The sequence below is a fragment of the Shewanella sp. BC20 genome, from assembly GCF_003129585.1.
Lineage (GTDB): Bacteria > Pseudomonadota > Gammaproteobacteria > Enterobacterales > Shewanellaceae > Shewanella > Shewanella seohaensis.
The window spans coordinates 13,328-36,586 of sequence record NZ_NHRI01000028.1 but is presented as its reverse complement, the minus strand read 5'-3'; the positions used below and the strand labels follow the sequence as shown (position 1 = coordinate 36,586).

Sequence of the window (23,259 nt, the reverse complement as noted above, 5' to 3'; positions counted from 1 at the left end):
TTTCGCCAGCTAACTGTGATTAATAGGCATAGCGCAGCTTTAATTCCTCGGGATGGGGATTTAAGTACACTTGATCCTCAATATAGGGGGTGGGGAATTGGCGCAAATAGTGGTTAATCAAAGTGATAGGCACCAGCAAAGGGAGAAGCCCTTGGCGATATTTCATAATCATTTCAGACAGTTCTAACTTCTGTTCCTTATTCAAATGCTTTTTAAAATAGCCCTGAATATGTTGTAAGGTGCTGGTATGGTTTCGACGGGTCGCATTGATTTTTAAGGCGGTCATAAAGCCCGTAAAATAGCGCTCGGCGGTTTGCTCTAAGTCTTCAATATTGGCCACAATCGGCCCTAGCTCGCGGTACCATTTAGGGCTATGGGCCATCAACAGATACTTATAGCGGGAGTGAAACTTGACTAACTTGTGCTTGGTTAGGCCCTCATGACACATCTTATGCCAGTCGTGATAGGCATAGACTCGGGTAAAAAAGTTTTCCCGCAGCACCATATCGTGCAAGCGCCCCTCTTCCTCGACGGGGAGATAGGGGTAGCGTTCCATTAATTTACGGGCAAACACCCCAATGCCTGATTTAGTGCCATTATTGGTACCGATTTTGTACTCAGTCACCCGTTCCATACCGCAGGTCGGCGATTTGGCGCAAAGTAAGTAACCGCCTAAAAAGCCTAATTCCTCAACCTTTTGATCGCTAAAGCGATTGAGTTTGTCGGTGACATCTAAGCTGCCATCACCGCTCTGCACTCGGATCTGCTCACCATCGCGCACTAATCGAATGCTTTTTCGCGGTGCACCTAGGCCAATCGCCATTTCTGGACACAAGGGAACATAATCAAAAAAGGGGGCAATCTCTTGATTACAATAGGAAGAATTTTTATGCCCACCGTCAAAGCGCACCTTCTCCCCTAGTAGGCAGGCACTGATCCCAATTTGAATTCGCTGCGGATTAAACTTGTACATAATGCTATTCCTTGTATCACTTTGAATAATATTACGGACCATTCTTGTACAAGGATCAAGTTTTTGTACAAATTTTTATAAAATTTTTCTGACGCTAAAAATCCAACGAAAGTCGCTAGGGCTTGGCCCTGATATTGCTTAGTTTATTCGCCCCATTGGCGCGGCATCAGGAAGTAAACATCGACGAGGGAGAATAAGGAAATGACGGTCATCAATCCCAATAGCTATGCAGCCATTGCACTAAGCCAGCTAAAATCGGCTCAGACTCAACAAACGCAGGGCGTACCAAGCACTTCGGAAAGTTCGAGCCCTCAAATGACAGCTCCGCAAGATACTGTCACCCTATCGGGCGGTGTAACTCGAAGCACTGAAACCAGTGATACCTATAGCCAGCTTGCGCCCAATGCCAAACAACATTACACCAGCAATGTGCAAAATATTGCCGGTACAGAAGAGAGCGCAAAATCCGAAGACAGATTAGCGGAAGCCATGCAGGCAATCCTCGATAAACGCACCGGAGTCGACAGGGAAAAACTGAAGCAACTAGAAGAAGAAATGGCGAAAATTGCCGCCAATGACAGCTTATCCGAGGAAGAAAAGGCCAAGCAGATAGCGCTACTCGAAGCCCAAAAAGCTGAGCTAATTAAAGAAGCGACTGAAAAAAATGAAGAGCGGCAACGTAATAACCAAGCTGAAGTCTATTTTAGTTAATGCTTAATATTTTGTGCTAAGAACCTGAAAAACAAGACCTTGATAAGCAAGTCACTAGACACACAATGAGCGAGATGCGACCCCAAATGCCATCGGCAGCGTGAGAACCGTGAAAGATTAGTAAACTGCCACGCAAGAGAACCGCAGAATCGTCAACGGTTGAAAAACAAAAATCCGCCCCATCTCTGGGGCGGATAAGTATCTAAATCAGGACTTTTGATAACGCTTTAAACCCACAAGCTAAGCCATACGCGATAGCAAACTAGCGTTACCGTTTCTTGCCGCCTAGGGCGCGCTTCTTAGCTCGCTGTTTTTGAGCCGCTTTACTATTGCGTCTTGGTTCGGGCTCCATCTTATTAAAATCAGGTTCAAAGCCGGGATACCATTGCTGCGGCAGGCGTTTATCGAGCAATGCTTCTACCTCTTCAAGCAGCAGTGCATCCTCTTGGCTAAAGAGCGTAATCGCTAAACCAGCGCTACCCGCACGCCCAGTGCGACCGATACGGTGAATATAATCTTCGGCAATAAAGGGCAGTTCGAAGTTAATCACATACTGTAAGTCGGCAATATCGAGGCCACGAGCGGCGACATCGGTCGCGACCAAAACCTGCACTAGTCCTTGTTTAAAATCCTTTAAAACCTTCTCCCTTGCGCCTTGGGATAAGTCACCGTGAAATGCCTGCGTTGCCACCCCGAGTTGATTGAGCTGAGTGGTCAGCTTATCGACCCCCTGCTTAGTGCGGCTAAAGATCAGCACTTGCTGCCAATTTTTGCTACGCACTAAATGGCTGACAAACTCGGTTTTACGGTCACTGTCGATGGCATAAACCCGCTGCTCCACCTGTGCGGCCGTGGTATTGCGTTTCGCGACTTCGATAAGCTTGGGATCACGCAAAAGGTTTTTACTGAAACCGAAAATCGAATCGTCTAAGGTGGCCGAGAACAGCAATGTCTGTCGCTGCGCGGGCACTTGCTTGAGCACGGCTTTGATTTCATCCATAAATCCCATATCGAGCATACGGTCGGCTTCATCAAATACCAGCACACTCAAACGCTTAAGATTAAGTGCACCTTGACGCAGATGATCGAGCAGGCGCCCAGGCGTCGCGATAAGCACATCGATGCCAGCCTTAAATTCGGCTTGCTGAGCCTCGATACTCACGCCGCCGTAGGCAATCCCGACACGAATCTCCGTGCCTTTGGCATATTTCACAAAACTCTGCTGCACTTGCACCGCTAACTCACGAGTCGGCACTAGCACTAAGGCTCGAATATCTTTAGGGGCATCTTGGCTTTCGTTATCGAGGAGTAATTGCTGCAAAATCGGGAGAGCAAAGGCTGCGGTTTTCCCTGTTCCCGTTTGTGCACCCGCCATCACATCCTGTTTTGCCAAAATAGCGGGAATGGCTTCAATTTGGATAGGCGTGGGCTGCTGATAGCCAAGTTCGGCTAAGGTATTCACTAACTGAGAATGTAAGGAAAGCGCGCTAAAAGACATGGAAGATCACCAAAAACAATAATGGCGCCATGTTAACAGACAGCCGCTAGAGCGACCAGTTGCATTGCATCTGTCAGTTGCTCACGGCGTTAATCGTGCCTAATCAGCCTGATGATCGATAGGCACGCTTAGGCTTTCACTAGACGCGCTTAGGCTTTCGCTAAAAACGCCTCAACATCCGCGGGTAATAGCGGACGGCTGAAGAGATACCCCTGCGCCTGATCGCACAGGTTTTGGGTTAAAAACTCGGCCTGTGCTTGAGTCTCAACCCCTTCTGCCACTATCTCTAATTTGAGCGCATGCCCTAGAGCAATTACGGCTTTAGCGATAGCGGTATTGTTGGTGTCGAAGGGAATATCCCGCACAAAGGATTGGTCAATCTTAAGCTTATGAATCGGCAGTTTTTTCAGATAGTTAAGGGAGGAGTATCCGGTACCAAAATCATCGACCGAAAGCTCAATACCAAGATCCCCTAGCAGCTTTAAGTCGCGAATCGCCACATCGGGATTATGCATCATCACGCTTTCAGTCACTTCAAGTTCAAGGCAAGTGGCAGGCAATCCTGTTTGTGTCAGGGTGCGTTTCACATCCTCAACAAAGGAGCTACGTTGTAGCTGTTGTCCGGCAACGTTAACGGCGATTCGGCCAAAAGGTTTCCCCTCGGCAAGCCAACGCACGCCTTGAAGGCAAGCGGTTTCGAGCACCCACAAACCAATATCGTAAATCAGCCCGATTTTCTCGGCGACGGGAATAAACACCCCTGGGGAAATTTGCCCCAATATGGGGTCATTCCAACGCAGTAGCGCCTCAACCCCTATGGTTTTACGGCTGACTAAATCCAATTTAGGCTGATACATCAAATACAAAGCGTTCTGCTCAAGGGCACCATAAAGCGCACTCTGCAGTTTTAGATGCTCAAAGGATTGCTTAGTGAGCGACTCAGTGTAAAAAGCAAAGTTATTGCGGCCTTCACTCTTAGCGCGATACATGGCGGCATCGGCGTTACGCAGCAAAGTATCGGCATTACTGCCATCATCGGGATAGATGGACACTCCCATACTTGCCGTCAGACGCAGATGATCCCCAGTACTGACCACAAAGGGCTGTTCAAAGACTTGGCGTAATTGGTTAATGGCCGCGGCGGCATCCTCATGGCTTTGGATGCCCGAGATCAGCGCCACAAACTCATCGCCGCCAATTCGCGACAACACATCTTGCTCTTGCAGCTGACTGCGTAACCGCTTAGCCAGCTCCACCAGCATTTCGTCACCAATACTGTGGCCGAAACTGTCGTTGATATGTTTAAACAAATCCACATCAATAAACACTGTGGCTAGTTGGGCATTGAGCCTTTTTGCATGTCTGAGTTCTTGCTTAAGCTGCATCATCAGCTTCATGCGATTTGGCAGATGGGTCAAAGGATCGAAATAAGCTAAATGGGCTAGCTGGGCCTCGCTCTGTTTTTGAGCGGAAATATCGGAAAATACCGCCACAAAATAGCGCACATCACCTAACTCATCATAAATGGTGCTGATGGTGATATTTTGCGGGAAGATAGTGCCATCCTTGCGGCGGTTCCAAATTTCACCATTCCACTTACCCGTCTCGAGTAAGTGATTCCACATGGCATCGAAAAAGACTTTCTCGTGGCGACCCGAGTTAAATAATCGTGGATTTTGGCCGAGCAACTCTTCCCGCGAGTAGCCAGTGATTTCATAGAAGGCACCATTCACATCGGTGATATTGCCGTGCCTGTCGGTGATCACTACACCTTCGAGGGTATGTTTAAACACATTGGTCGCCAGCGTGAGTTGCTCTTCCACCTCTTTATGCTTAGAGATATTACGGGTCATGCCAATGACACCGGCAAGTGCGCCCTCGGAGGTCATGGCAGGAATTTTAAGGGTTTCTAACCACAAGTGTTTATTCTGTTTTTCACCGTCTAAACACTCGGCGACGATAATCGGTGTTCCCGCTTCAATGGCAAGCCTGTCACCATTGAGAAAAATCTCGGCGATTTCTTTACCAAAAAGGTCTTCATCCGTCTTGCCGACAATTTCACTGCGGGACAACTCCCAGGCTTTCTCCACACTGTGGTTGCAGATGGTGTAAACACCTTGGGTATTTTTGACCCAAATATGCTCTTCAAAACTATCGATAAAGGTTTGTAAGTCAATCACATCGGGCGCATAAACTTGCCCACGCCGCGCCTCCAACGCCTGTTTTTGCTGCTTTAACCACTCGCTCAAATTAAATTGCAGGCTATTAACCGTTAGAGATGCAAGTTGCAGCGCCCTATCCCCTAAATGTAGAGGATCGCTGTGATATACACATAAGACGCCAAAATGCGCCCCCGAGGTCCAAAGGAGCGGCAGGTAAATCAAACTGCCAAGCCCAGTATCGCACCATTGCTGGTTCGCGCTGATATTTTGGATAAGGGCGTGCTGATAGGCACTGCCGCTGCGGATATCCTCAGGCAGATTAACCTGATAGTGGCTAAAAGTACGAGATTTATTGAAGGGGTTATTCGCAGAGTCTACAGAGGAGGCGGTAACTTTGACCTTAGGGGTGGCGCTTTGATGCTGGGTTAAATTCGCTTGGAGATTAAAATGTCTAATAAGGGCTTCAATATCAGCTAATTGGCATTGTGCTGACTGTACGAGTAGGCGATAGTCACCCACCGCGCTGGCTTGTAAAATCACCGCATGCGACTGCGTCATATCGGCAATCAACTGCAAGTCGTTTGCCCAATCCGTCAACTGTTTTTGTGAAATTACAACATCAATCATAAGCTTGCTTACTGTAGCCTCTACAATTCCATTTTGATTGAGGACATCACGCGCCCTCACCTTCACACGCCGTAATCCAGCCTTGATAGCCACCAGCTTAGATTCATCGCTGAAAGCGTCTCTACGCGCTAACCCGCACTGCATCTGCGGTAGATATTACCGCAGACACTCAATCATCGTCATTCACTAATACATAAATATTTGACTCAATCGCCGATTACTTTGTTTCAAATAACGCTACGAGGAAACCAGCAAATCTAACACAATGAAAAGCAATGCTTTTTCATCTTGTCGATCTGCAAAAAACCATGTGTCAGCCACAACACTGATTTAAAGACAAATTACCGCCTTTTGATTGACAACAACATTATCCTATTGTCTACAATGGAAATAATCAGGATGAAAAACAAGGATCTCTATGCATACCGTGCCCACAGCAACACCCGCCATCCCGTTAACGAGTCAACAGCTTTATCGTAAATCCGAACTTAAACAGCTTAACCCTGAGTGTCAGTCTACCGCTCAGCTCACGCCACTCGATGATATTGTTGGGCAGGAACGTGCCCAACAGGCGGTGGAATTCGCCATGGGGATCAAGGAAAAGGGCTATAACATTTATGCTATTGGTCAAAACGGCTTAGGTAAACGCACTATGATGCTGCGTTACCTGAATCGCCATGATCCTATTGAACCGTCACTGTTTGACTGGTGCTATGTGGTTAACTTTGACGATACTCGCAGTCCTAAAGTGCTCAAGCTGACCGCCGGAACGGGGCAAGAGTTTAAAAAGTCCATCGAAAAACTCATGCTAAAACTGGTCAAAGCACTGCCCTTAGCCTTTGATAACGAAATGTATTATGCCCGAGCCGAAAAGCTCAAAAGCCAACTGGCACAAAAACAAGAAGCCGCGCTGACAGAGCTGAGTGAAGAAGCCAAACAGAAAAACATTAGCCTCAGTTTAACCCTGCAGGGCGATTATCAAATGGTTGCCCTCAATGGCGAAGAGCCCCATGACGAGGTCTCCTTTGGCGCCTTAACCGAAGCCGAGCGCGCTCAGTTTGAAAGCAATATCAATGGGCTCGAAGTTAAACTTCGCGGCATCATTCGACAAAATACCGAATGGGAAGAAGAGTTTAGCGATACCCAACAGGAACACGACGAACAAGTCGCTAAAGATGTGCTGGTGCACTTTTTCAAACCATTGAAAGACAAATACAAACATCAGCCCGAAGTCAGAGCCTTCTTAACGGGTATGCAGTCGGATATCTTAAGTAATTTAGATATTTTCCTTGAGGAGAGTGAGGAGCAACTCGCCCTCGCCTACGCCTCCCTTGAAAAGAAAATGCCGCGCCGCTATCAGGTCAACGTCATCGTATGCCAAGGGGAGCAAAAATTCCCGATTGTGGTCGAAGAAAGCCCAAGCTACCACAGCCTGTTTGGCTATGTTGAGAACGCCACCTTTAGGGGCACAGTGTTTACCGACTTCTCACTCATCCGCCCAGGAAGCTTACACAAGGCCAACGGTGGCGTGCTGTTGATGGATGCCATCAAAGTACTGGAGCGCCCCTATGTATGGGACGGCTTGAAACGTGCACTGCGCTCCCGCAAGTTAGATTTAAGCTCCTTGGAGCGGGAAGTCTCACTGTCGGGCACTATCTCATTGGCGCCGGAACCTATTCCCTTAGATGTGAAGATCATTCTGTTTGGTGATCACGAAACCTATCAGCTTTTACAGCATTATGATCCTGATTTTAGTGAGCTATTTAGGGTCACGGCCGATTTTGAAGATGTGATGGACAGAACCGATATCTCGGAGGCGCAATATGCACGATTTATTTCCAGCATAGTCCACGATAACAATATGTTGCACTGTGACCGCAGCGCCATCGCACGCATTATCGAATACAGCTCCCGTGAGGCGCAGGACCAACAAAAGCTGTCGCTGCATTCGGCAAACATCGCCAATCTGCTTAGGGAATCAAACTTCTGCGCTAAGGCCGCCGCAAGTCAATGTATTGAAAAACAGCACGTTGAGCAGGCGCTGAAAAACCAAGAACAACGGGTCTCACGCCTGCACGACAATATTATGGAGAGCTTTATCAACGGCACGACATTAATCAATACCCACGATAAAGTTGTCGGCCAAATCAATGCGTTATCAGTGATATCAACCTCAGATCATCAATTTGGTCTGCCGAATCGTATTACCGCCACCACCGCCTTCGGTAAGGGTGAAGTGCTGGATATTGAGCATAGGGTTAAGCTCGGCGGCCGCATTCACTCTAAAGGGGTGTTAATCCTGACGGCTTATTTGGCTTCGGTCCTTGGAAAAACCGCGCAAATCCCCCTCACCACCTATCTCACCTTCGAGCAATCCTACAGCGGTGTCGATGGTGATAGCGCCTCGATGGCCGAATGCTGCGCCATCATCTCCGCCATCAGTGAGTTGCCCTTGAGGCAGGATATTGCCATTACCGGATCGATGAATCAGTTTGGTGAGGCGCAACCCATCGGCGGCGTAAATGAAAAAATCGAAGGTTTTTTCGATGTGTGTAAGATTAAGGGCCGCTCATCGAGCCAAGGGGTGATTATTCCCGAGTCGAATATCGCCAACCTCATGTTACGCCAAGACATTGTGGAAGCGGTTGAGCGTGGAGAATTCCATATTTGGGCGATTAGCCATGTCACCCAAGCGATGGCACTACTCCTGGGCAAAACGGCAGCGACCTTAGGAGGCGATGATGGGAAACACGCAGGCCATTATGCCCCAGAGTGCGTATTTGGGATTGCCCAGCAAAAACTCAATGCCCTAAGGGCGCTCCCTAAAGCCAATTGATCGTTGGACCAAAAGCAAAAAGGGTTAGCTAATGCTAACCCTTTCTTATCGGCAATTGCTGCTCTGAGTTACACCAAGCTTGCCAGCATTTCATCGCTATAGGTCACCAATTCATGACCTTGGCGCACTCTTGCCACATAATCTGGGTTGGCAATAAAGGGGCGACCAATCGCAATTAAATCAAACTGATCGGCGGCAATCGCTTCACTTGCCGATTGGGCGCTGTAACCACCTACACCCACTAAGGTTTTGCCATAGTTAGCACGCACATAGCTAGAAACACGGCCATCTAAGTAATCAAACTCCATGCTGTCGTCGAAGATACCGATATGCACAAAGGCCAGTTCACGTTTTTCGAGCTCAGGTAACAGGTAATCAAACACGGCGCGGTCACGGTTATCGACAGCCATATTGAAATAGGCGCCGGGAGAAATTCGAAGACCGGTTCTGTTTTTACCAATACGCGCCGCAATCGCATCAACCACTTCTAAGGCAAAGCGTGACATATTGGCCGGTGTGCCGCCATATTCATCGGTACGACGGTTGCTGTCATGGTGTAAGAATGCATCGATTAGATATCCGTTTGCACCGTGGATCTCAACCCCATCGAATCCGGCTTCAATCGCGTTTTCGGCCGCTTTAGCATAATCGCGGACTAAGCCCTGAATATCTTCAACAGTTGCGGCTTTTGGAGTGACATAGGTCAGCTCACGCATTCTGGGCACACTGCCCTCTACTTTTTCAGCCGAAGGCGCCAGTACATCGCCGCCACCGAAGAAATGTGGGTGTGCGACACGGCCGGTATGCCATAACTGCACAAAAATCTTGCCGCCGTTGGCATGCACAGCATCCGTCACTTTACGCCAGCCGGCGATCTGCGCTTGATTAAAAATGCCGGGCGTATTTGGGTAACCTTGACCATCAAGGCGAATGATCGTCGCTTCGGAGATAATCAATCCCGCTTCGGCGCGGCGAGCATAGTAAGCCACCATGTCATCGGTCGGCACTAAATCCGCATCGGCCATACAGCGCGTTAATGGCGCCATTAAAATACGGTTTTTTAAGGTAATAGTGTCATTAAGTTTGTAGGTATCGAATAAATTACCCACGGAATTCGCTGCATGTTCAATCGTCATTGGTGTTGCCCCATTCTTGAATGTGCATTCAAGATAATCTTATTTGAACGATCATTCAAGAACATTTTTGAATGTTTGTTCAAAATTAGTTAGAATCAGCCCAAATATTGGTGAGAGGTGAGATTGCAATGCGAAACGCAGAGTTTGATAGGGCGCAGGTGCTCAGGGGGGCGATGGCCGCCTTTATGCACAAGGGATACACCAAAACCAGCATGCAGGATCTGACCCAAGCAACGGGGTTACATCCCGGCTCCATTTATTGCGCCTTTAGCAATAAGCGTGGATTGCTGATCGCCGCCATCGAGCAATATCAGCAGGATAGAAACGAGCAGTTCAAGCTTATCTTCTCCAATAGCCGTCCCGTGCTGGGTAATTTAAAGACCTACTTAGACAATATCGTGGTCGAATGTTTAAGCTGCGATAGCCAGCAAGCCTGTTTACTCACTAAAGCCTTAAATGAAATTGCAGAGCAAGATTATGAAATCCAAAATATTATCAGTCAAAACCTCATGCTTTGGCAGAATGCGCTGACGGCACAATTTGAATTAGCAGCCTCCCAAGGGATGTTGCAAGGCGAGCTTAACAGTGAGCAGCGGGCGCAATACTTGATGATGGGCATTTATGGGTTAAGAACCTTTGCCCATACCCATCCGCAGGCGGAAATCCTGCAGCAATTGGCCGATAAATTGTTTGATGATGTCTGCAGATAAAAACGGCGTGCTTAGTTAGACAGCCCCAAAAACGCAAAAAGGACGATAAATCCACTTATCGTCCTTTAAGTTTCAAGTGTTGCCAGTGCTATTTTTCGTTTTTATTAACCTATATTAGCCTGCGCAAATACCCGCTCACCGAGTGAGTTCAATATTTTACACTCACCTTCAAGCACGGCGATGATGGATTTTCCCTTACGAAAACTCGCAGGTATCATCACACGACCGGAATCGCTCACAGGTAAACCTTCTAACACCGCGTTGTGCATAATTAACCCGACTGGCGCGTCATAATACAAAACGGTAACTGTCGCTTGTGTTGCTTGCATAACTTTTAACTCACATTAAGCAGAATCTACTGCTATCGATCAAAGTGGCAAGAGTCTCCCTTCATCTCTTATAACAACAAAACTCCAAGATGTATTTTACCTTTTAAAATCAAAAAACTATAAAAACATCATGCGACAAGCCTAAATACAACCCTTAGGAAAATCTCAGCGCCATGAATATCCAGTTATTTAAGCACTTCGGCAAATAGATGCCAAACTATTTCTATTCTGTTAAGCAAATACGCGCCAAAGATCACAACTAGTCAACATTTTATTCTGCGTCGTTATGCACTAAACCTAGAATAAATACACTAATTAAGATTTCGCCTTAAATCCAACCCTAAAACCGCCCCAATGTTTGCCATTGACATAAATCGGGACGGACAAATCATGCATCACTTCCCCGGTATCTCGCTTATAGGTTTGCAGCAGCACAGGCTCAGTATGGGCGCCGCAGCGTATTCCGGTCGGGTCGTTAAACAAACGCTTAGTGCGATTATGCACCATATCAATTTCTACCTTACCAGTTAAGGCTTGGCTAAAGCGTTTATTGTGGGTCGGGAAATAACCTTTTCTATCCACGGCGCCGGCATACACTATCTCACTGTGCTTGGCGAGGATCGGCTCTTGTATGGCAGGAAAATGTTGATCGGTATAGCGGTCAAAGGCCGTGCTGTACTTTTGTGGCTGAGTATTCGCAATTGGTTGATATTGCGGATTAAACAATTCAGTCTCGGTAAAACTACGATTAGCTAATCCCTGCGAGAGTTTTTCGCCACAGGCTTTAGCCGCTTCATTGGCGAGTAATAACACTTGCTGGTCAAAGGTATGGGTATCCCAATTCGCTAAGGCTCTGAAAATACCCTCAGTGGTTAAAGACAGGGTAAACGCCTGCTCCGAGAGTTTGTGGCTTTGCTTGCCAGTGACGTTAAGGGAGTCGCGGATCTGGCTCACCGAACCACTTATCTCATTGGTGGTATGATTATATTGTTTGAGTGAGTCTTCCATATCACCCAGAGCCCGCGCCGAATGGGTAACAGATGTCGAAATGTCGGTAAAGTGGCCATCGAGTGTCCCCATTGCCATCACCACATCGGCGGTTTGCGAGACTACCCGCTCCATCAGTCCCGAGGTTTTATCGGTTTCGGCGCGGATCTCGAGCAGCATCTTGCCAATATCTTTGGTTGCGCCCGCCGTTTTGCCCGCAAGGCTGCGGACCTCATCGGCGACCACGGCAAAGCCACGCCCCTGCTCTCCCGCCCGAGCGGCCTCAATGGCGGCATTGAGAGCCAATAAATTCGTTTGCTCAGCAACCGAGTTAATCACCTCGGTAATTTTTTGAATTTGTTCGGCTTTAGATTTTAGTGCTTGCACCTGCTGTGCGGCGGTATTGATGTCGCCACTGAGGGATTCAATCGCCGATACGCCCTTTTGTGCTTGGGTACGCCCCTGCACACTTAAACGCTCCGCTTCTTGAGTTTGCCCTAAAATATGCGTGGCATTGTCGCCTAACAGCGCCGTGGTATGGCTTAACTGTGACGCCGCCACCGCAATGGCACTGGCATGTTCGCCATTGGACTCGATGGATTTATTTAATAGATCAATAAAATGCGACACCTCGGCCGAGCCAATCGCAATCTTACTGGTTTGTACGCTTATCTCATGCTCTGGCGAGTTAACTGATTTGAATGCCTTCGTTACTTGCTCAGATTTGGGCGTGTAATGGCTCACTAAGCGCTGCACTATCCACAGCACCCAAGCACAGACAATTCCCCCCAAGATCAGCGCCTGCGTGAGACCAGACAGCGCTATCGCGTTGAGAAGAAGGCTACTGAGTACGACTAAAACAAAGCTGAGCGCAATGGCGACTTTATGTTGTAATTCCATAATGTTTCTCACTGAATACACGCACTAGGGGAGTGAGAGAAGCGGACATTCACTGGCTATCCTTTGCCATTCGATTCGCAAAGCTTTGCGAAATAGGCAAGATCGAGAACGATAAAGTGAGTCTATCCCTCTGACTAAATTGAACTATTCGCCCATAGGAAATATAAACTATCTTGCTATCATCAGCACTCTATCGCGCTTATGGCATTAGACCTTAGTATAGATATTACCGAATTGCCTATTTCCCCAAGCCAAAAGTTTCAGCAATAAATGCCATCTTAAAATGTGGTATCCATCGCTTTATCCGCAATAATTCCCGCGAGAGTGACTGCACAATCAGACTTAAAACTGCTAATATCGGCGCAATTTTTTTGAGCTAACGAGATCAAGATGGGCAGAGCATATCAAAACCGTAAAGAATCCATGGCGAAAACAGCTGGCCAGAAAACCCGCCTTTACTCGCGCTACGGTAAAGAAATTTACGTAGTCGCCAAGCAAGGTGGCGTTGAGCCAGACGGCAACTTATCACTTCGCCGTTTAATCGAACGCGCTAAGAAAGACCAAGTGCCAGCACACGTTATCGAACGTGCAATCGATAAAGCCAAAGGTGGCGGCGGTGAAGATTATGATACAGCCCGTTATGAAGGTTTCGGCCCAGGTAACTGCATGGTTATCGTGGACTGCTTAACCGACAACGTAAAACGTACCTTCACCGAAGTGCGTCAAGCCTTCGTGAAGAACGATGCCAAACTCGGCACCCCAGGCACTGTGGGCCACATGTTTGATCAATCTGCTGTTTTCGTATTCCCTGGTGAAGACGAAGATGCCATCCTCGAGATCCTGATGATGGCCGATGCCGATGTAAACGACGTCGAAGTGGAAAACGGTATGATCAGCGTTATCGCGCCGCACACTGAGTTCTTCAAAGTGAAAACTGCACTGACCGATGCGATGCCAGACATTAACTTCGAAGTGGAAAACATCACCTTCGTACCGCAAAACATGACCCCTGTGTCAGGCGAAGATGTTGCAACCTTCGATAAGTTTATCGCCGCATTAGAAGATTGTGACGACGTACAAAACGTGTATCACAACGCAGACATTCAAGAATAAGTTGATTCTGATATCAAAAAACGCAGCCTAAGGGCTGCGTTTTTGTTTTTGGACATCAACGAAATACGATATCCGCACTCTTGGCTAAACGCACAAAGGCGCCTTGGAGCGTGGCATTGTGGTGAGCAATAATCGCCTCTGCGGAGAGCTGCGCCGTATCCATACAAGTGTGCGCATCGTCGGCTAACACCACCTGCCAGCCAAGTTCAGCCGCAATCCGGCAATTGGTATCGATACAATACTGGGTTTTCATCCCCACTATCACCAACTCGCTGACCCCCTCATGGGTTAACGCCTCTGCAAATCCGGTTTGATAAAAACAACTTGGCTTAGTTTTATCAAAGATATTATCCAGCTGCGGATTAATCGCTAAGGATTCAATCAATTGCCAATTTGCCGTTCCGGCAGCAATGGGTGAACCTTCCGGCCCGGTATGGCGAACCGCCCAAATCGGTGCTCCTGCCTCGCGGGCATTGGCAATTAACAGATTGATATTATTTAGCACCTGTTCCCGATTAAAGGGCGGCGCATCGGCGTAAAACAGTCCCTGCTGCATATCAATAATTAACAGCGCAGTTTTAGGCAAGCTCATGTTATCCATCACATTCTCCAGCATTATTGCCCAAAAGACGGAAAAAACAACCCCGCCACTTTGGGCGGGGTTGAGTAATCGATTCTTTTAAGCACAAATCGCTACGCACGCACCGCCGAAGCAGTTGTGGTCGTAGTGTGGGTGAAGTAAACGGCAAATTTGTGCATAAGGCCAAATTATGCCAGCCGCTTAAGAAGATCAAGCCAAGTTTGATGACAATTTAATGAAATAAATCAAATTGCTTATGAAGCCACTGACACTGTGCCACCTTTGCCACAGTGACACTTAGTTAGTTTAGTGACTGAGTCGTTTAGTAACTTAGTGGTTTAGTGACTTATTGCATTCTTGCCTTAGAATGGATGGCAACATGAATAAAAGGAAACCAATCAGTGCAGGGAAATCGATTAATCAGAGCAGAAACTATGCTGATTGGCGCAGGCAGCCTCACCTGGGCGCTCGTTGCTTGGCTAGGGCTCAATCAGGATATGCAAGCAAAGCTCCCCACGCTCGCGACCTTTAGCCATATCACCCTGTATTCCTTGTTTATCTTGCTCTTCTGGTTATTAACGACACAGAACTTCCCTCGAAAAAACCTCAACCTAAGCAGGCTGTTAAGCACCGCACTCGTCGGCAGCGTCTTCGGATTGATGCTGTTGAGTCAACATCCATTGCTCCCCATTCTGCTGGTAATTTGGGCCTCGCTCTTGCCAGAATTTTTTAATCGCCGCGTCGCAATAGCACAGATCCTATTGGCCAATCTTGGTTATTACCTGATCCTGCACACCCAAACCTCAAACAATGTGATGATTAATGTGCTTATTTATATGGGGTTTCAACTGTTTGCCTACAGCAGTAGCCAAGCGAGATTATCCGAGCGCGAGTCTCGCCGGATACAGGAACATCTTAATCAACAACTTATCGCCACCAGAGCCTTGCTGAGCCAAACGAGCGAGCAGCAAGAAAGGTTAAGGATCTCACGGGATCTGCACGATATTCTCGGCCACCAGCTCACGGCGTTATCGTTGCAACTTGAGCTCTTAAGTCATCAAGCGCCTTCGGAGCTCAAACCCACAGTCAATCAGAGTAAATCGCTTGCCAAGGAATTATTAGAGAGCATCCGCGCCGTAGTTCGGGCGCAGCGGGTGAATATTGGTCTCGATTTAACGCCGCCGCTCGATGCCATTGCAAGCCGTTTGCCCAATGTTAGCCTGCGGTACGAATCGTTAATGCCGCTCCAGTCGACTGAACTGGCACAAGCCTTATTGCTCGTGCTGCAGGAGGGGATCAGTAATGCAGTGCGCCATGGCCATGCCAATCAACTCACGCTGTCGATGCAAGAGGAGCAGGCGGAGCTTATCATTTGCCTTAAAGATAATGGCCAAGGAATTAGCCAAAGCCCCTCTCAGGGCGTTGGGCTAAGTAGCATGCAAGAAAGGTTATCCCCCTTTCACGGCAGTGCGCGTTTGCAAGCTAATGACACAGGCGTAGATAGTTCGCGTACTCAAGGCTGCTCGCTAATGATTCGTCTGCCGCGCGGCAACGCATTGTAATGCGCCATGTAAACCGACACGCTTAATCAAGGAATGAATCCCCCATGGAATCTCAGCATAAAGTCACAACCTATGGTCAGCCCACGGCGCGCACTATCAAAGTAGGATTAGTGGAAGATCAGCAGCTTGTACGTCAGGGCATCGCCAGCTTGATTGCCATCTCACAGCATATTGAGGTGAGCTGGCAGGCCGAGAATGGGCAAGAGGCGCTAAAACGGCTGCAAACGGATGCCGTAGATGTGCTTTTAAGCGATATACGTATGCCAGTACTCGATGGTATCAGTCTGCTAAAACAGCTTCGCGCCGCACAAAACCCCATACCAGTCATTATGTTAACCACCTTTGATGACAGTGAATTGTTTTTAAATAGCCTGCTGGCGGGCGCGAATGGCTTCTTATTGAAAGATGTCTCTCTGGATAAATTACTAGAGGCCATCGAAACCGTGGCCCTGGGCGGACACTTGATTGAACCCTCAGTACTTAAACAGATGCAGCAATCCTCTGCAACAGCGCAAAACGGTCCGACTCACGACTTATTATCCCAACGCGAGCGGGAGATCTTAGGTTTTATGGCGGGGGGATTTTCCAATAAAGAAATTGCCAATGCGGTGTTTTTGGCCGAAGGCACGGTCAAAAACCATGTCTCCATCATACTGTCTAAACTCGATTGCCGTGACCGCACCCAAGCCGTGCTTAAGGGGTTGCAGCTCTCTTTGATTTAAGAAATGCGGCAAATTTAAGGATTGGCTTATAAATGCCAGGCTCTAAATATTCTGCCTTTAACCATTTGATTTAAGACAAATCGCAACCAATAAAAAAGGGCCAGTTGGCCCTTTTTTATTGCATCCGAAGGCTTAATCCTAGCGCAAATCCATCTCTTGGATAATTTCGTGGGCGATAGGTGCCGTGGTGCAGGTTGGCTTTTCATGTAAGTCCGCTTTCAACTGACCTTTACGGTGTTTTAGTGCTGCATCCAGTTTTTTGGCTGCGGCGGCAATCGCGGGATACATGATCTCATCCGTACCCGATGCTGAGATGCGACTACCCTCGTAATTTGTTCGAATTTCAACCTGAAACTCGCCATGCTCCTTAGCAATAATGATATCGAGGCCGATGAGTGTGGGGAAATGAGTGGCGATTTTAGAAAACTTTTCGTTAACGTGTTCTTTTACAGAATCAGTAACATCGACATGGTGACCAGAAAGATTAATTTTCATAGGGTGTCCCTTTTAGTGTCTTTACTTTTTTTCGCTTCACTATTAGAGCTTGGGGCATGGCAAATAAAACACAAGCCCCCTAGACAAATATTTCGAGCTAAACGGGTATTAGCAGTCGCTAAATGTGAGATTTATCAAAGAAATGACACGCGAAGGGAACTTAAAAAACAGCTAACTGGTTGATTTATAATCAGCAACAAAAATATAAACCAACCAGTCAAATAACAAAGGTTAATACTTACGTTGTACGCTCTGCTGCCAAAATTGCTGTGACAGATGGTGGGTTTTAGTGGATAAGCGCGAAACCTGATCGCCCCTCGCCGCCGCATCCTGTGTTTGCTCTAAACTCTGCTGCGCCAAATCGCTGATCACATGGATGGCTCGACTGATTTCCGCCGCCACCGATGCCTGCTGCGTCATGGCTGCGGCATTGTCATCACTTAAGGAATTGATGCGCGCGATAGAAGATAACAACTCGCCAAAGGCAATGCTGGCATCCTGCGCCAAGGACACAGAGCGCTTAACCTGTTCCTGTCCGGCCGTCATGGTCGAGGTTGCTTTTTGTGTGCTGTCTTTAAAGCGGCTTACAATCAGCTCAATTTGTGAGGTCGACTGACTGGTTCGGCTAGATAACTGCCGGACTTCATCGGCAACGACCGCAAAACCGCGACCGCTTTCCCCCGCCCGCGCCGCTTCAATCGCGGCATTCAGCGCTAACAGATTGGTTTGATCGGCAATCGCGCGGATCACTTCTAGCACTTGATGAATCGCTTGGCTGTCCTGCTCAATCGTTTGCACCACATCGGAGAAATGGCTCACCTGTACACTCAGTTGATGTATCGCCTCGATAACGGTTTCAAGCCGTGAATGACCGCGCTGCGCCGCCTCATGGCTAGAAACCATCTCGGATGCGGTGCGATGGATATTATCCGTTACCTCGGCAAAGCTGGCGCTCATTTGCTCCATTGCCGTTGCCGCCTGTGTGGTTTGCGCGCTCTGGCTATCGGCATGCTCCCATGTATTGGTGATGGTTTGTTTCAGATTCACGCTCTGCTCTTGGATCTCACTGGCAGAATCCGCCATTCGGCCCACTACGCCGCCAATTTCGGTGATCAAAAATCGCAGCGCTAGATCTAGCTTACCGATTTCATCCTGCCTGCCGGTGTAAACCCCCATAGCAACGGGATCATCGATAATATTGCTGGCCACCTGCACTAATGCCTGAAAGGGTTGCATGAGCATGTACCACAGACCCAAGGCAAGCAGTCCACCAGCAAGGGCGGCTAAAATGGGCGAATACGTTGCCAAGTAGGCGGTTAGAGCGATGGTAAACAACATCGCCACGAGGTTTTTTCCGCGAAATCCTAAGCGGTCTTTTTTCAGCGCCTTGGGCTGTTGTCCTTGATTGATCCCTTGATAGATTTCCTCGGCCGCCTTGATTTGTTCTGGCGTTGCTTGGCGGCGAACAGATTGATATTCATGAATTTTTCCATTTTCGTATACTGGGGCGACGTAGGCATTCACCCAATAATAGCCACCGTTTTTTGTTCTATTTTTGACAATCCCCATCCAAGGTTTGCCGCTTCTTATCCGTTCCCAAAGCATTTTAAAGGCGGCTGATGGCATATCACCATGGCGCACTATGTTATGCGGGCTCCCCTGCAACTCGGCAACGCTATATTCACTGATCTGCGAAAAGGTTTGATTGACATACTTAATGTTGCCTTTCAGATCGGTCGTTGAGAGGAGAATAGCGTTTTCGGATAGGTGTTTTTCACCATTTTTTGAATGTGTTTGCATAGGGCGCACTAACGGATTCCATGTGAAAGTTGCGCCGCATTTTGCCAAAAGCACAGAACGCCTGCTTTGATTAAGCTCACAGTGACAGCATAAAAATTAACCAAATTCTAAACAAGCAAGATCAATCACATCAATAAAACCAAACATTTGTGACAAATTGCACATTATGAAATGTTTGCCGCTTAAACGACTCCAGCGTGATGTTTACGCTGTCACAAATTCGTTAGGGATCTCACAGATAAACGCAAATGATATTGTTTATCATTTAAATAAACTAGGTTATACTCCAAGCCGAGTAGCGACTCTCCTTTGCTCATGCACCCAAGTGGACTGGGTTAGGCATAAGAACAATCAATGGAGTGGTATGCATGATATGGCACATCGCCATAACGGTTTTAATATTGACTGAAATAAGCAGCACTTATGTCTCATATCCCAGTTTCCAATACACCAACATCGGCAGCCTCAGCTTCCGCTGTGACGAGTTATTATCACGCCGTCATTCGCTGGATTAAGCAAGACCAGACCCAGTTTGGTTTGCAGGTGTTTGTGCGCGCCACTGCCGCTTTATTAGCGGGTTATATCGCTGCGGCAACACTAGCCTGTATGTTGACCCAAGTCCTGCCAATGTCTCGATTTGAAAGCACCTTAACCGCCAATATGCTGGCCTTTTTGTTTTATGCCATCGCCATCATTTACGCCTTCTGTGTGCGTAAAACCTGGCATGCGTGGCGTGACTTAAGCCTATTTAGCCTCCTATGTTTTGCTCTGCTTAAGGTGTGTGGACAGTAAGATGAAAGAAACTTTTTTTAGAACCCTCTCATGGCTGCACACTTGGGCGGGTTTGCTCGTGTGCTGGGTATTACTGCTGATTTTTTTTGCTGGTAGCCTGAGTTATTTTCGCCATGAAATGAGCCTTTGGGCAGAGCCAGAACTCCACCGCGGCGCCTTTCAAGACTATCAAACGAATCAAGTAGCGAGTCAGCTTGACCAAGGTCAAGACTACATTGAAGCGCATTCCGCTGCGGCAACCCAACGCTGGTTAATCAATTTCCCAACCGATAGAAGCCCCATGCTGAGCTTTGCGTGGCAACTGCCGCCTGAAAAGGGTCAACGCCGAGGCAAAATCGAGCAGCATGTCACCAAGGCCGATGGCAGTGGCATGATCACCGATGTCCGCGATAGCCGCGGCGGTGACTTCTTCTACCGTTTACATTTCGACCTGCACTACATGCCAGCCATTACGGCGCGCTACATTGTGGGTGTCTGCACTATGTTTATGTTGATTGCCCTTATCAGCGGCATCGTTATCCATAAGCGTATCTTTAAAGACTTGTTTAGCTTTCGTCAGAACAAGGGCGCTCGCTCTTGGTTAGATGCCCATAATGTCAGCTCTGTGATTGCCCTCCCCTACCATTTAATGATCACCTATACCGGCCTCATCACCTTAATGCTGATCTATATCCCATGGACGGTAAGCACGGCTTATCCTGAGGATAATCAAGCCTTTTTAAAAGAACTCAATCCGGCAAGACAAACAGAAAAAGCCTCGGGCATTCAGGCAGAGCAAGTGCGCTTAAGCCAACTGCTGCCGCAAGTTCAGGCTGAATGGGGCGATGCACCTATCAAGCAGGTGATTGTTTCCTATCCGAAAGATCAAAATAGCCAAGTGACCTTCTACCAAAATACCGGTAAAGACGTCACCGATGAATCAACACTCTTAGTGTTTAACGGTGTCACGGGTGAACTCAAGTACGCCAGCCCCCATGAGATGTCGGCAACCGTCGTGACCTACGACACTATGATGTCACTGCACACCGCGCGTTTTGCCGCGCCACTGCTGCGTATTTTGTTCTTCTTCTGCGGCTTACTCGGCTGCGCCATGGTCGCAACGGGCACCTTAATGTGGGCGATTCGTCTGCGCCAGAAACAGCAAAAGGCAATCGATAAAGGCGAGAAAGCAAGCCGTGGCCTGCGCTTAGTCGAAGGATTAAACTTCATGTTTATCTTAGGCTTGCCCTTGGGCGCGGCGGCATTTTTCTATGCAAACCGCCTATTACCAACGGATTTTGCCGCCCGATCAGCCTGGGAAGTACACAGTTTCTTTATCGCCTTAGGAGTGATGGGCGTATGGGCATTTTTCGGTCGAAGCCGACGCCATTGGCAATTCGCCTTGATGCTTATCGGAGCGCTTTATTGCGCACTGCCGCTGTTAAATGCGGCCACGTCTCCGAGCCACTTGATTGATAATATCCGCAGCCAACAATGGGCACTGGTGGGGTTTGATGTGCTCGCGCTGTTACTGGGCTGTGCCATGCTTTTTGCCAGCACTCGACTCTCGGCCGTGGTGAAAACATGGCAAAAACCGAGTCGAAAAAATACCGCAACCGTTGAAAAAGTCAGGAGAAAACAACCTGATCCGAGTTATGCTAACGAACTTGCCTCGTCGTCTCCCTTGGAGGAAGCAAAATCATGATGCCAGAATTTATCCCAGTGCTCGGCATTCTCGGGCTCAGTTATCTCTCCCTTGCGCTGTTTGCGTTAGCCAAGTTTGGCCATTTTAAGGATGTGTTTAAGCGCCCGCCATCGCAGTGGCAGAGCCGCCTGTTAACCCTGTTTGCTTGGCTGTTATTAATCATCAGCCTAAGTACCTGCGCCCAGGGACAAGGTTGGGCCTATGGCAGCATTTTATTTATGGGGATCATCTCACTGGCCGCAATGTTAGTGATTTTGACCCTAAGCTACAGCCCGCGCCATCTTCCCATCGGTATAGTCACCGGCAGTGTATTGACTTGCAGCTTACTGTTAACGGGTGGGATCTAAACCGTTTCAAAGGCGGCGCACTAAACTGTGCGCCCCATGCTGGAGAAGTCTTTTTAGCTAAGCTATAGTGCCCTGATGTCCTGCAATGAGGAGAAAAACATGGGCTTTAACTTAACGGTGAATTGGCAAACCTCTCCAGCCGAAGAAGGCGAATTCTGCCGTGACCACAGCATTACGTTTGGCAGCGGTCAAACGATTCAGGCATCTTCTGCCCCCGAGTACAAGGGCAATGAACACTTGGTTAATCCAGAGGAAAGCCTGCTTGCGGCGTTATCCTCCTGTCATATGTTGACCTTCCTCGCCATTGCTCATCTTAAACGTCTCCCTGTCGCCTCCTATGTCGACGAGGCTTCGGCTGAGCTAGGGAAAAACGAGGCCGGCAAGCTTGCAGTCACAAAAATGGTCTTAAATCCTAAGGTCGTGTTTGCCGAAGGTGTCGAGGTTTCTGCTGAGACTCTTGAGAAAATTCACGAAAAAGCACACGCAAACTGCTTTATCGCCAATACGTTAGCGACAGACATTCAAATTAAGTTTTAACGATTTGGGGCAAGTTTATCGCGATAAACTTGCCCTCTCCGATGACCTATTTCCCCACCCGTTCAGCTTAGCTCAAGCTCAGTTACCGTATGATAACGCCATATCGCACGCCCACACTCGAGGTAAGCCATGCAAATCCAAGCCTATCGTAATACTGCAACCCCCTATCAACAGCCAGCAGCAACCACGACGAGTACGGCAGCAGCCACACCGGCCAGCGCCAGCACTGTGACCCTATCTAATGAAGCAAAACAACTGTCGCAGGTGTACCCGATCCCACAACCTCATGCGCCAGACTTAAGCAAAGTGAAGGCGGGTGTTGAGCAATATGCTCATATTCAAGCAACCAAAATGAAGTATCAGGTCGCATCGGACATGGTCAATATCGCGATGGGAACGAACGATGGGATTTCGGCTCCCACGGCTTACTATTTGAGTCACAACGATCCGGCTAGAGCCGCAACTGTGGAGCAAATGGTGAATCAACAACAAGTCAACACCCTGCAAGCCTATGTTGATGCCAGCGAAAGCACTAGGGCGTGTTGACGTTTCAGGGTTATTTTTGCAGCGACTTGGCTGGTTTTTATGCAAGGCAAAGCCCGTGCAGTCTAGTTATTCTACATAAACGGGCGATAACGCAGCAGAAACGCCAGCCAAACGCTGCCCGAAGGGTTCGTCTGGCAAGCTCTTGCTCTTTGTCACTCGTTATTTGAGTAGAATAACTACACCTCACTCCTCGTTTCGCGATCACGAGCTTG

General features: G+C 48.1%; 20 protein-coding genes. 11 read left to right on the top strand and 9 right to left on the bottom strand.

From position 1 onward, the window contains the following. Nucleotides 1–19: 19 nt before the first annotated feature. Nucleotides 20–973 (bottom strand): DUF523 and DUF1722 domain-containing protein, encoded by a 954-nt coding sequence (locus CBX96_RS20390; RefSeq protein WP_109287895.1) that lies wholly within the window; start codon nt 971–973, stop codon nt 20–22. A gap of 201 nt (nt 974–1,174) precedes the next feature. Here CBX96_RS20390 and CBX96_RS20385 point away from each other — a divergent pair, with 201 nt between their 5' ends. Then, complete coding sequence (locus tag CBX96_RS20385; RefSeq protein ID WP_109287894.1) at nt 1,175–1,684, top strand: hypothetical protein; 510 nt, start codon at nt 1,175–1,177, stop codon at nt 1,682–1,684. 268 nt (nt 1,685–1,952) lie between these two features. Here the strand turns inward: CBX96_RS20385 and CBX96_RS20380 are convergent, their stop codons facing one another. Together CBX96_RS20380 and CBX96_RS20375 are read right to left on the bottom strand one after the other, a co-directional pair. Beyond that, on the bottom strand, nt 1,953–3,182 hold the full coding sequence (locus CBX96_RS20380; RefSeq protein ID WP_109287893.1) for a DEAD/DEAH box helicase: 1,230 nt from the start codon (nt 3,180–3,182) through the stop codon (nt 1,953–1,955). Between the two features lie 149 nt (nt 3,183–3,331). Beyond that, nucleotides 3,332–5,971, bottom strand: a complete 2,640-nt coding sequence (locus tag CBX96_RS20375; protein ID WP_109287909.1) for a bifunctional diguanylate cyclase/phosphodiesterase — start codon at nt 5,969–5,971, stop codon at nt 3,332–3,334. A gap of 418 nt (nt 5,972–6,389) precedes the next feature. Between CBX96_RS20375 and CBX96_RS20370 the strand changes: the two genes are divergently transcribed. Beyond that, on the top strand, nt 6,390–8,807 hold the full coding sequence (locus tag CBX96_RS20370; RefSeq protein ID WP_109287892.1) for a Lon protease family protein: 2,418 nt from the start codon (nt 6,390–6,392) through the stop codon (nt 8,805–8,807). Between the two features lie 68 nt (nt 8,808–8,875). Here CBX96_RS20370 and CBX96_RS20365 read toward each other — a convergent pair whose 3' ends face one another. Then, nucleotides 8,876–9,943 (bottom strand): alkene reductase, encoded by a 1,068-nt coding sequence (locus CBX96_RS20365; protein WP_109287891.1) that lies wholly within the window; start codon nt 9,941–9,943, stop codon nt 8,876–8,878. A 128-nt stretch (nt 9,944–10,071) separates the two neighbouring features. Here CBX96_RS20365 and CBX96_RS20360 point away from each other — a divergent pair, with 128 nt between their 5' ends. Beyond that, nucleotides 10,072–10,653, top strand: coding sequence for a TetR/AcrR family transcriptional regulator (locus CBX96_RS20360; protein WP_109287890.1), 582 nt, complete (start codon nt 10,072–10,074; stop codon nt 10,651–10,653). A gap of 104 nt (nt 10,654–10,757) precedes the next feature. Here CBX96_RS20360 and CBX96_RS20355 read toward each other — a convergent pair whose 3' ends face one another. Beyond that, nucleotides 10,758–10,982, bottom strand: coding sequence for a TIGR02922 family protein (locus tag CBX96_RS20355; protein WP_011621944.1), 225 nt, complete (start codon nt 10,980–10,982; stop codon nt 10,758–10,760). A 315-nt stretch (nt 10,983–11,297) separates the two neighbouring features. Beyond that, nucleotides 11,298–12,869, bottom strand: coding sequence for a methyl-accepting chemotaxis protein (locus CBX96_RS20350; RefSeq protein WP_109287889.1), 1,572 nt, complete (start codon nt 12,867–12,869; stop codon nt 11,298–11,300). A 390-nt stretch (nt 12,870–13,259) separates the two neighbouring features. On the opposite strand from CBX96_RS20350, the gene CBX96_RS20345 reads away from it, so the two are divergent. Beyond that, entirely contained in the window at nt 13,260–13,982 is a 723-nt protein-coding gene (locus CBX96_RS20345; protein ID WP_011716250.1) for a YebC/PmpR family DNA-binding transcriptional regulator, read from the top strand. A 55-nt stretch (nt 13,983–14,037) separates the two neighbouring features. On the opposite strand, the gene CBX96_RS20340 is transcribed toward CBX96_RS20345, so the two are convergent. After that, a complete protein-coding gene (locus tag CBX96_RS20340) occupies nt 14,038–14,583 on the bottom strand; it encodes a cysteine hydrolase family protein (protein ID WP_109287888.1) in 546 nt (181 codons plus the stop codon). A gap of 380 nt (nt 14,584–14,963) precedes the next feature. Here CBX96_RS20340 and CBX96_RS20335 point away from each other — a divergent pair, with 380 nt between their 5' ends. Both CBX96_RS20335 and CBX96_RS20330 read left to right on the top strand, forming a co-directional pair. Then, nucleotides 14,964–16,124, top strand: coding sequence for a sensor histidine kinase (locus CBX96_RS20335; RefSeq protein WP_109287887.1), 1,161 nt, complete (start codon nt 14,964–14,966; stop codon nt 16,122–16,124). A 44-nt stretch (nt 16,125–16,168) separates the two neighbouring features. Further along, nucleotides 16,169–16,846, top strand: a complete 678-nt coding sequence (locus CBX96_RS20330) for a response regulator transcription factor (RefSeq protein ID WP_109287886.1) — start codon at nt 16,169–16,171, stop codon at nt 16,844–16,846. A 138-nt stretch (nt 16,847–16,984) separates the two neighbouring features. Here CBX96_RS20330 and hpf read toward each other — a convergent pair whose 3' ends face one another. Together hpf and CBX96_RS20320 are read right to left on the bottom strand one after the other, a co-directional pair. Beyond that, nucleotides 16,985–17,341, bottom strand: coding sequence for a ribosome hibernation-promoting factor, HPF/YfiA family (hpf, locus tag CBX96_RS20325; protein WP_011716246.1), 357 nt, complete (start codon nt 17,339–17,341; stop codon nt 16,985–16,987). 231 nt (nt 17,342–17,572) lie between these two features. Further along, complete coding sequence (locus CBX96_RS20320; protein ID WP_109287908.1) at nt 17,573–19,141, bottom strand: PAS domain-containing methyl-accepting chemotaxis protein; 1,569 nt, start codon at nt 19,139–19,141, stop codon at nt 17,573–17,575. A gap of 423 nt (nt 19,142–19,564) precedes the next feature. On the opposite strand from CBX96_RS20320, the gene CBX96_RS20315 reads away from it, so the two are divergent. The 5 genes from CBX96_RS20315 to CBX96_RS20295 all read left to right on the top strand — a co-directional run bounded on the left by CBX96_RS20315 (nt 19,565) and on the right by CBX96_RS20295 (nt 23,047). Continuing rightward, nucleotides 19,565–19,933, top strand: coding sequence for a DUF3649 domain-containing protein (locus CBX96_RS20315; protein ID WP_089068215.1), 369 nt, complete (start codon nt 19,565–19,567; stop codon nt 19,931–19,933). 1 nt (nt 19,934) lies between these two features. Beyond that, nucleotides 19,935–21,617, top strand: coding sequence for a PepSY domain-containing protein (locus CBX96_RS20310; protein WP_109287885.1), 1,683 nt, complete (start codon nt 19,935–19,937; stop codon nt 21,615–21,617). Continuing rightward, nucleotides 21,614–21,964: a DUF3325 domain-containing protein gene (locus CBX96_RS20305; protein ID WP_011621934.1), complete on the top strand. Its 351-nt coding sequence runs from the start codon at nt 21,614–21,616 to the stop codon at nt 21,962–21,964. Before CBX96_RS20310 ends, CBX96_RS20305 begins: the two co-directional genes overlap by 4 nt. A gap of 99 nt (nt 21,965–22,063) precedes the next feature. Beyond that, nucleotides 22,064–22,501 (top strand): OsmC family protein, encoded by a 438-nt coding sequence (locus CBX96_RS20300; RefSeq protein ID WP_011621933.1) that lies wholly within the window; start codon nt 22,064–22,066, stop codon nt 22,499–22,501. A 129-nt stretch (nt 22,502–22,630) separates the two neighbouring features. Next, nucleotides 22,631–23,047 (top strand): hypothetical protein, encoded by a 417-nt coding sequence (locus CBX96_RS20295; RefSeq protein WP_109287884.1) that lies wholly within the window; start codon nt 22,631–22,633, stop codon nt 23,045–23,047. Nucleotides 23,048–23,259 lie beyond the last annotated feature (212 nt).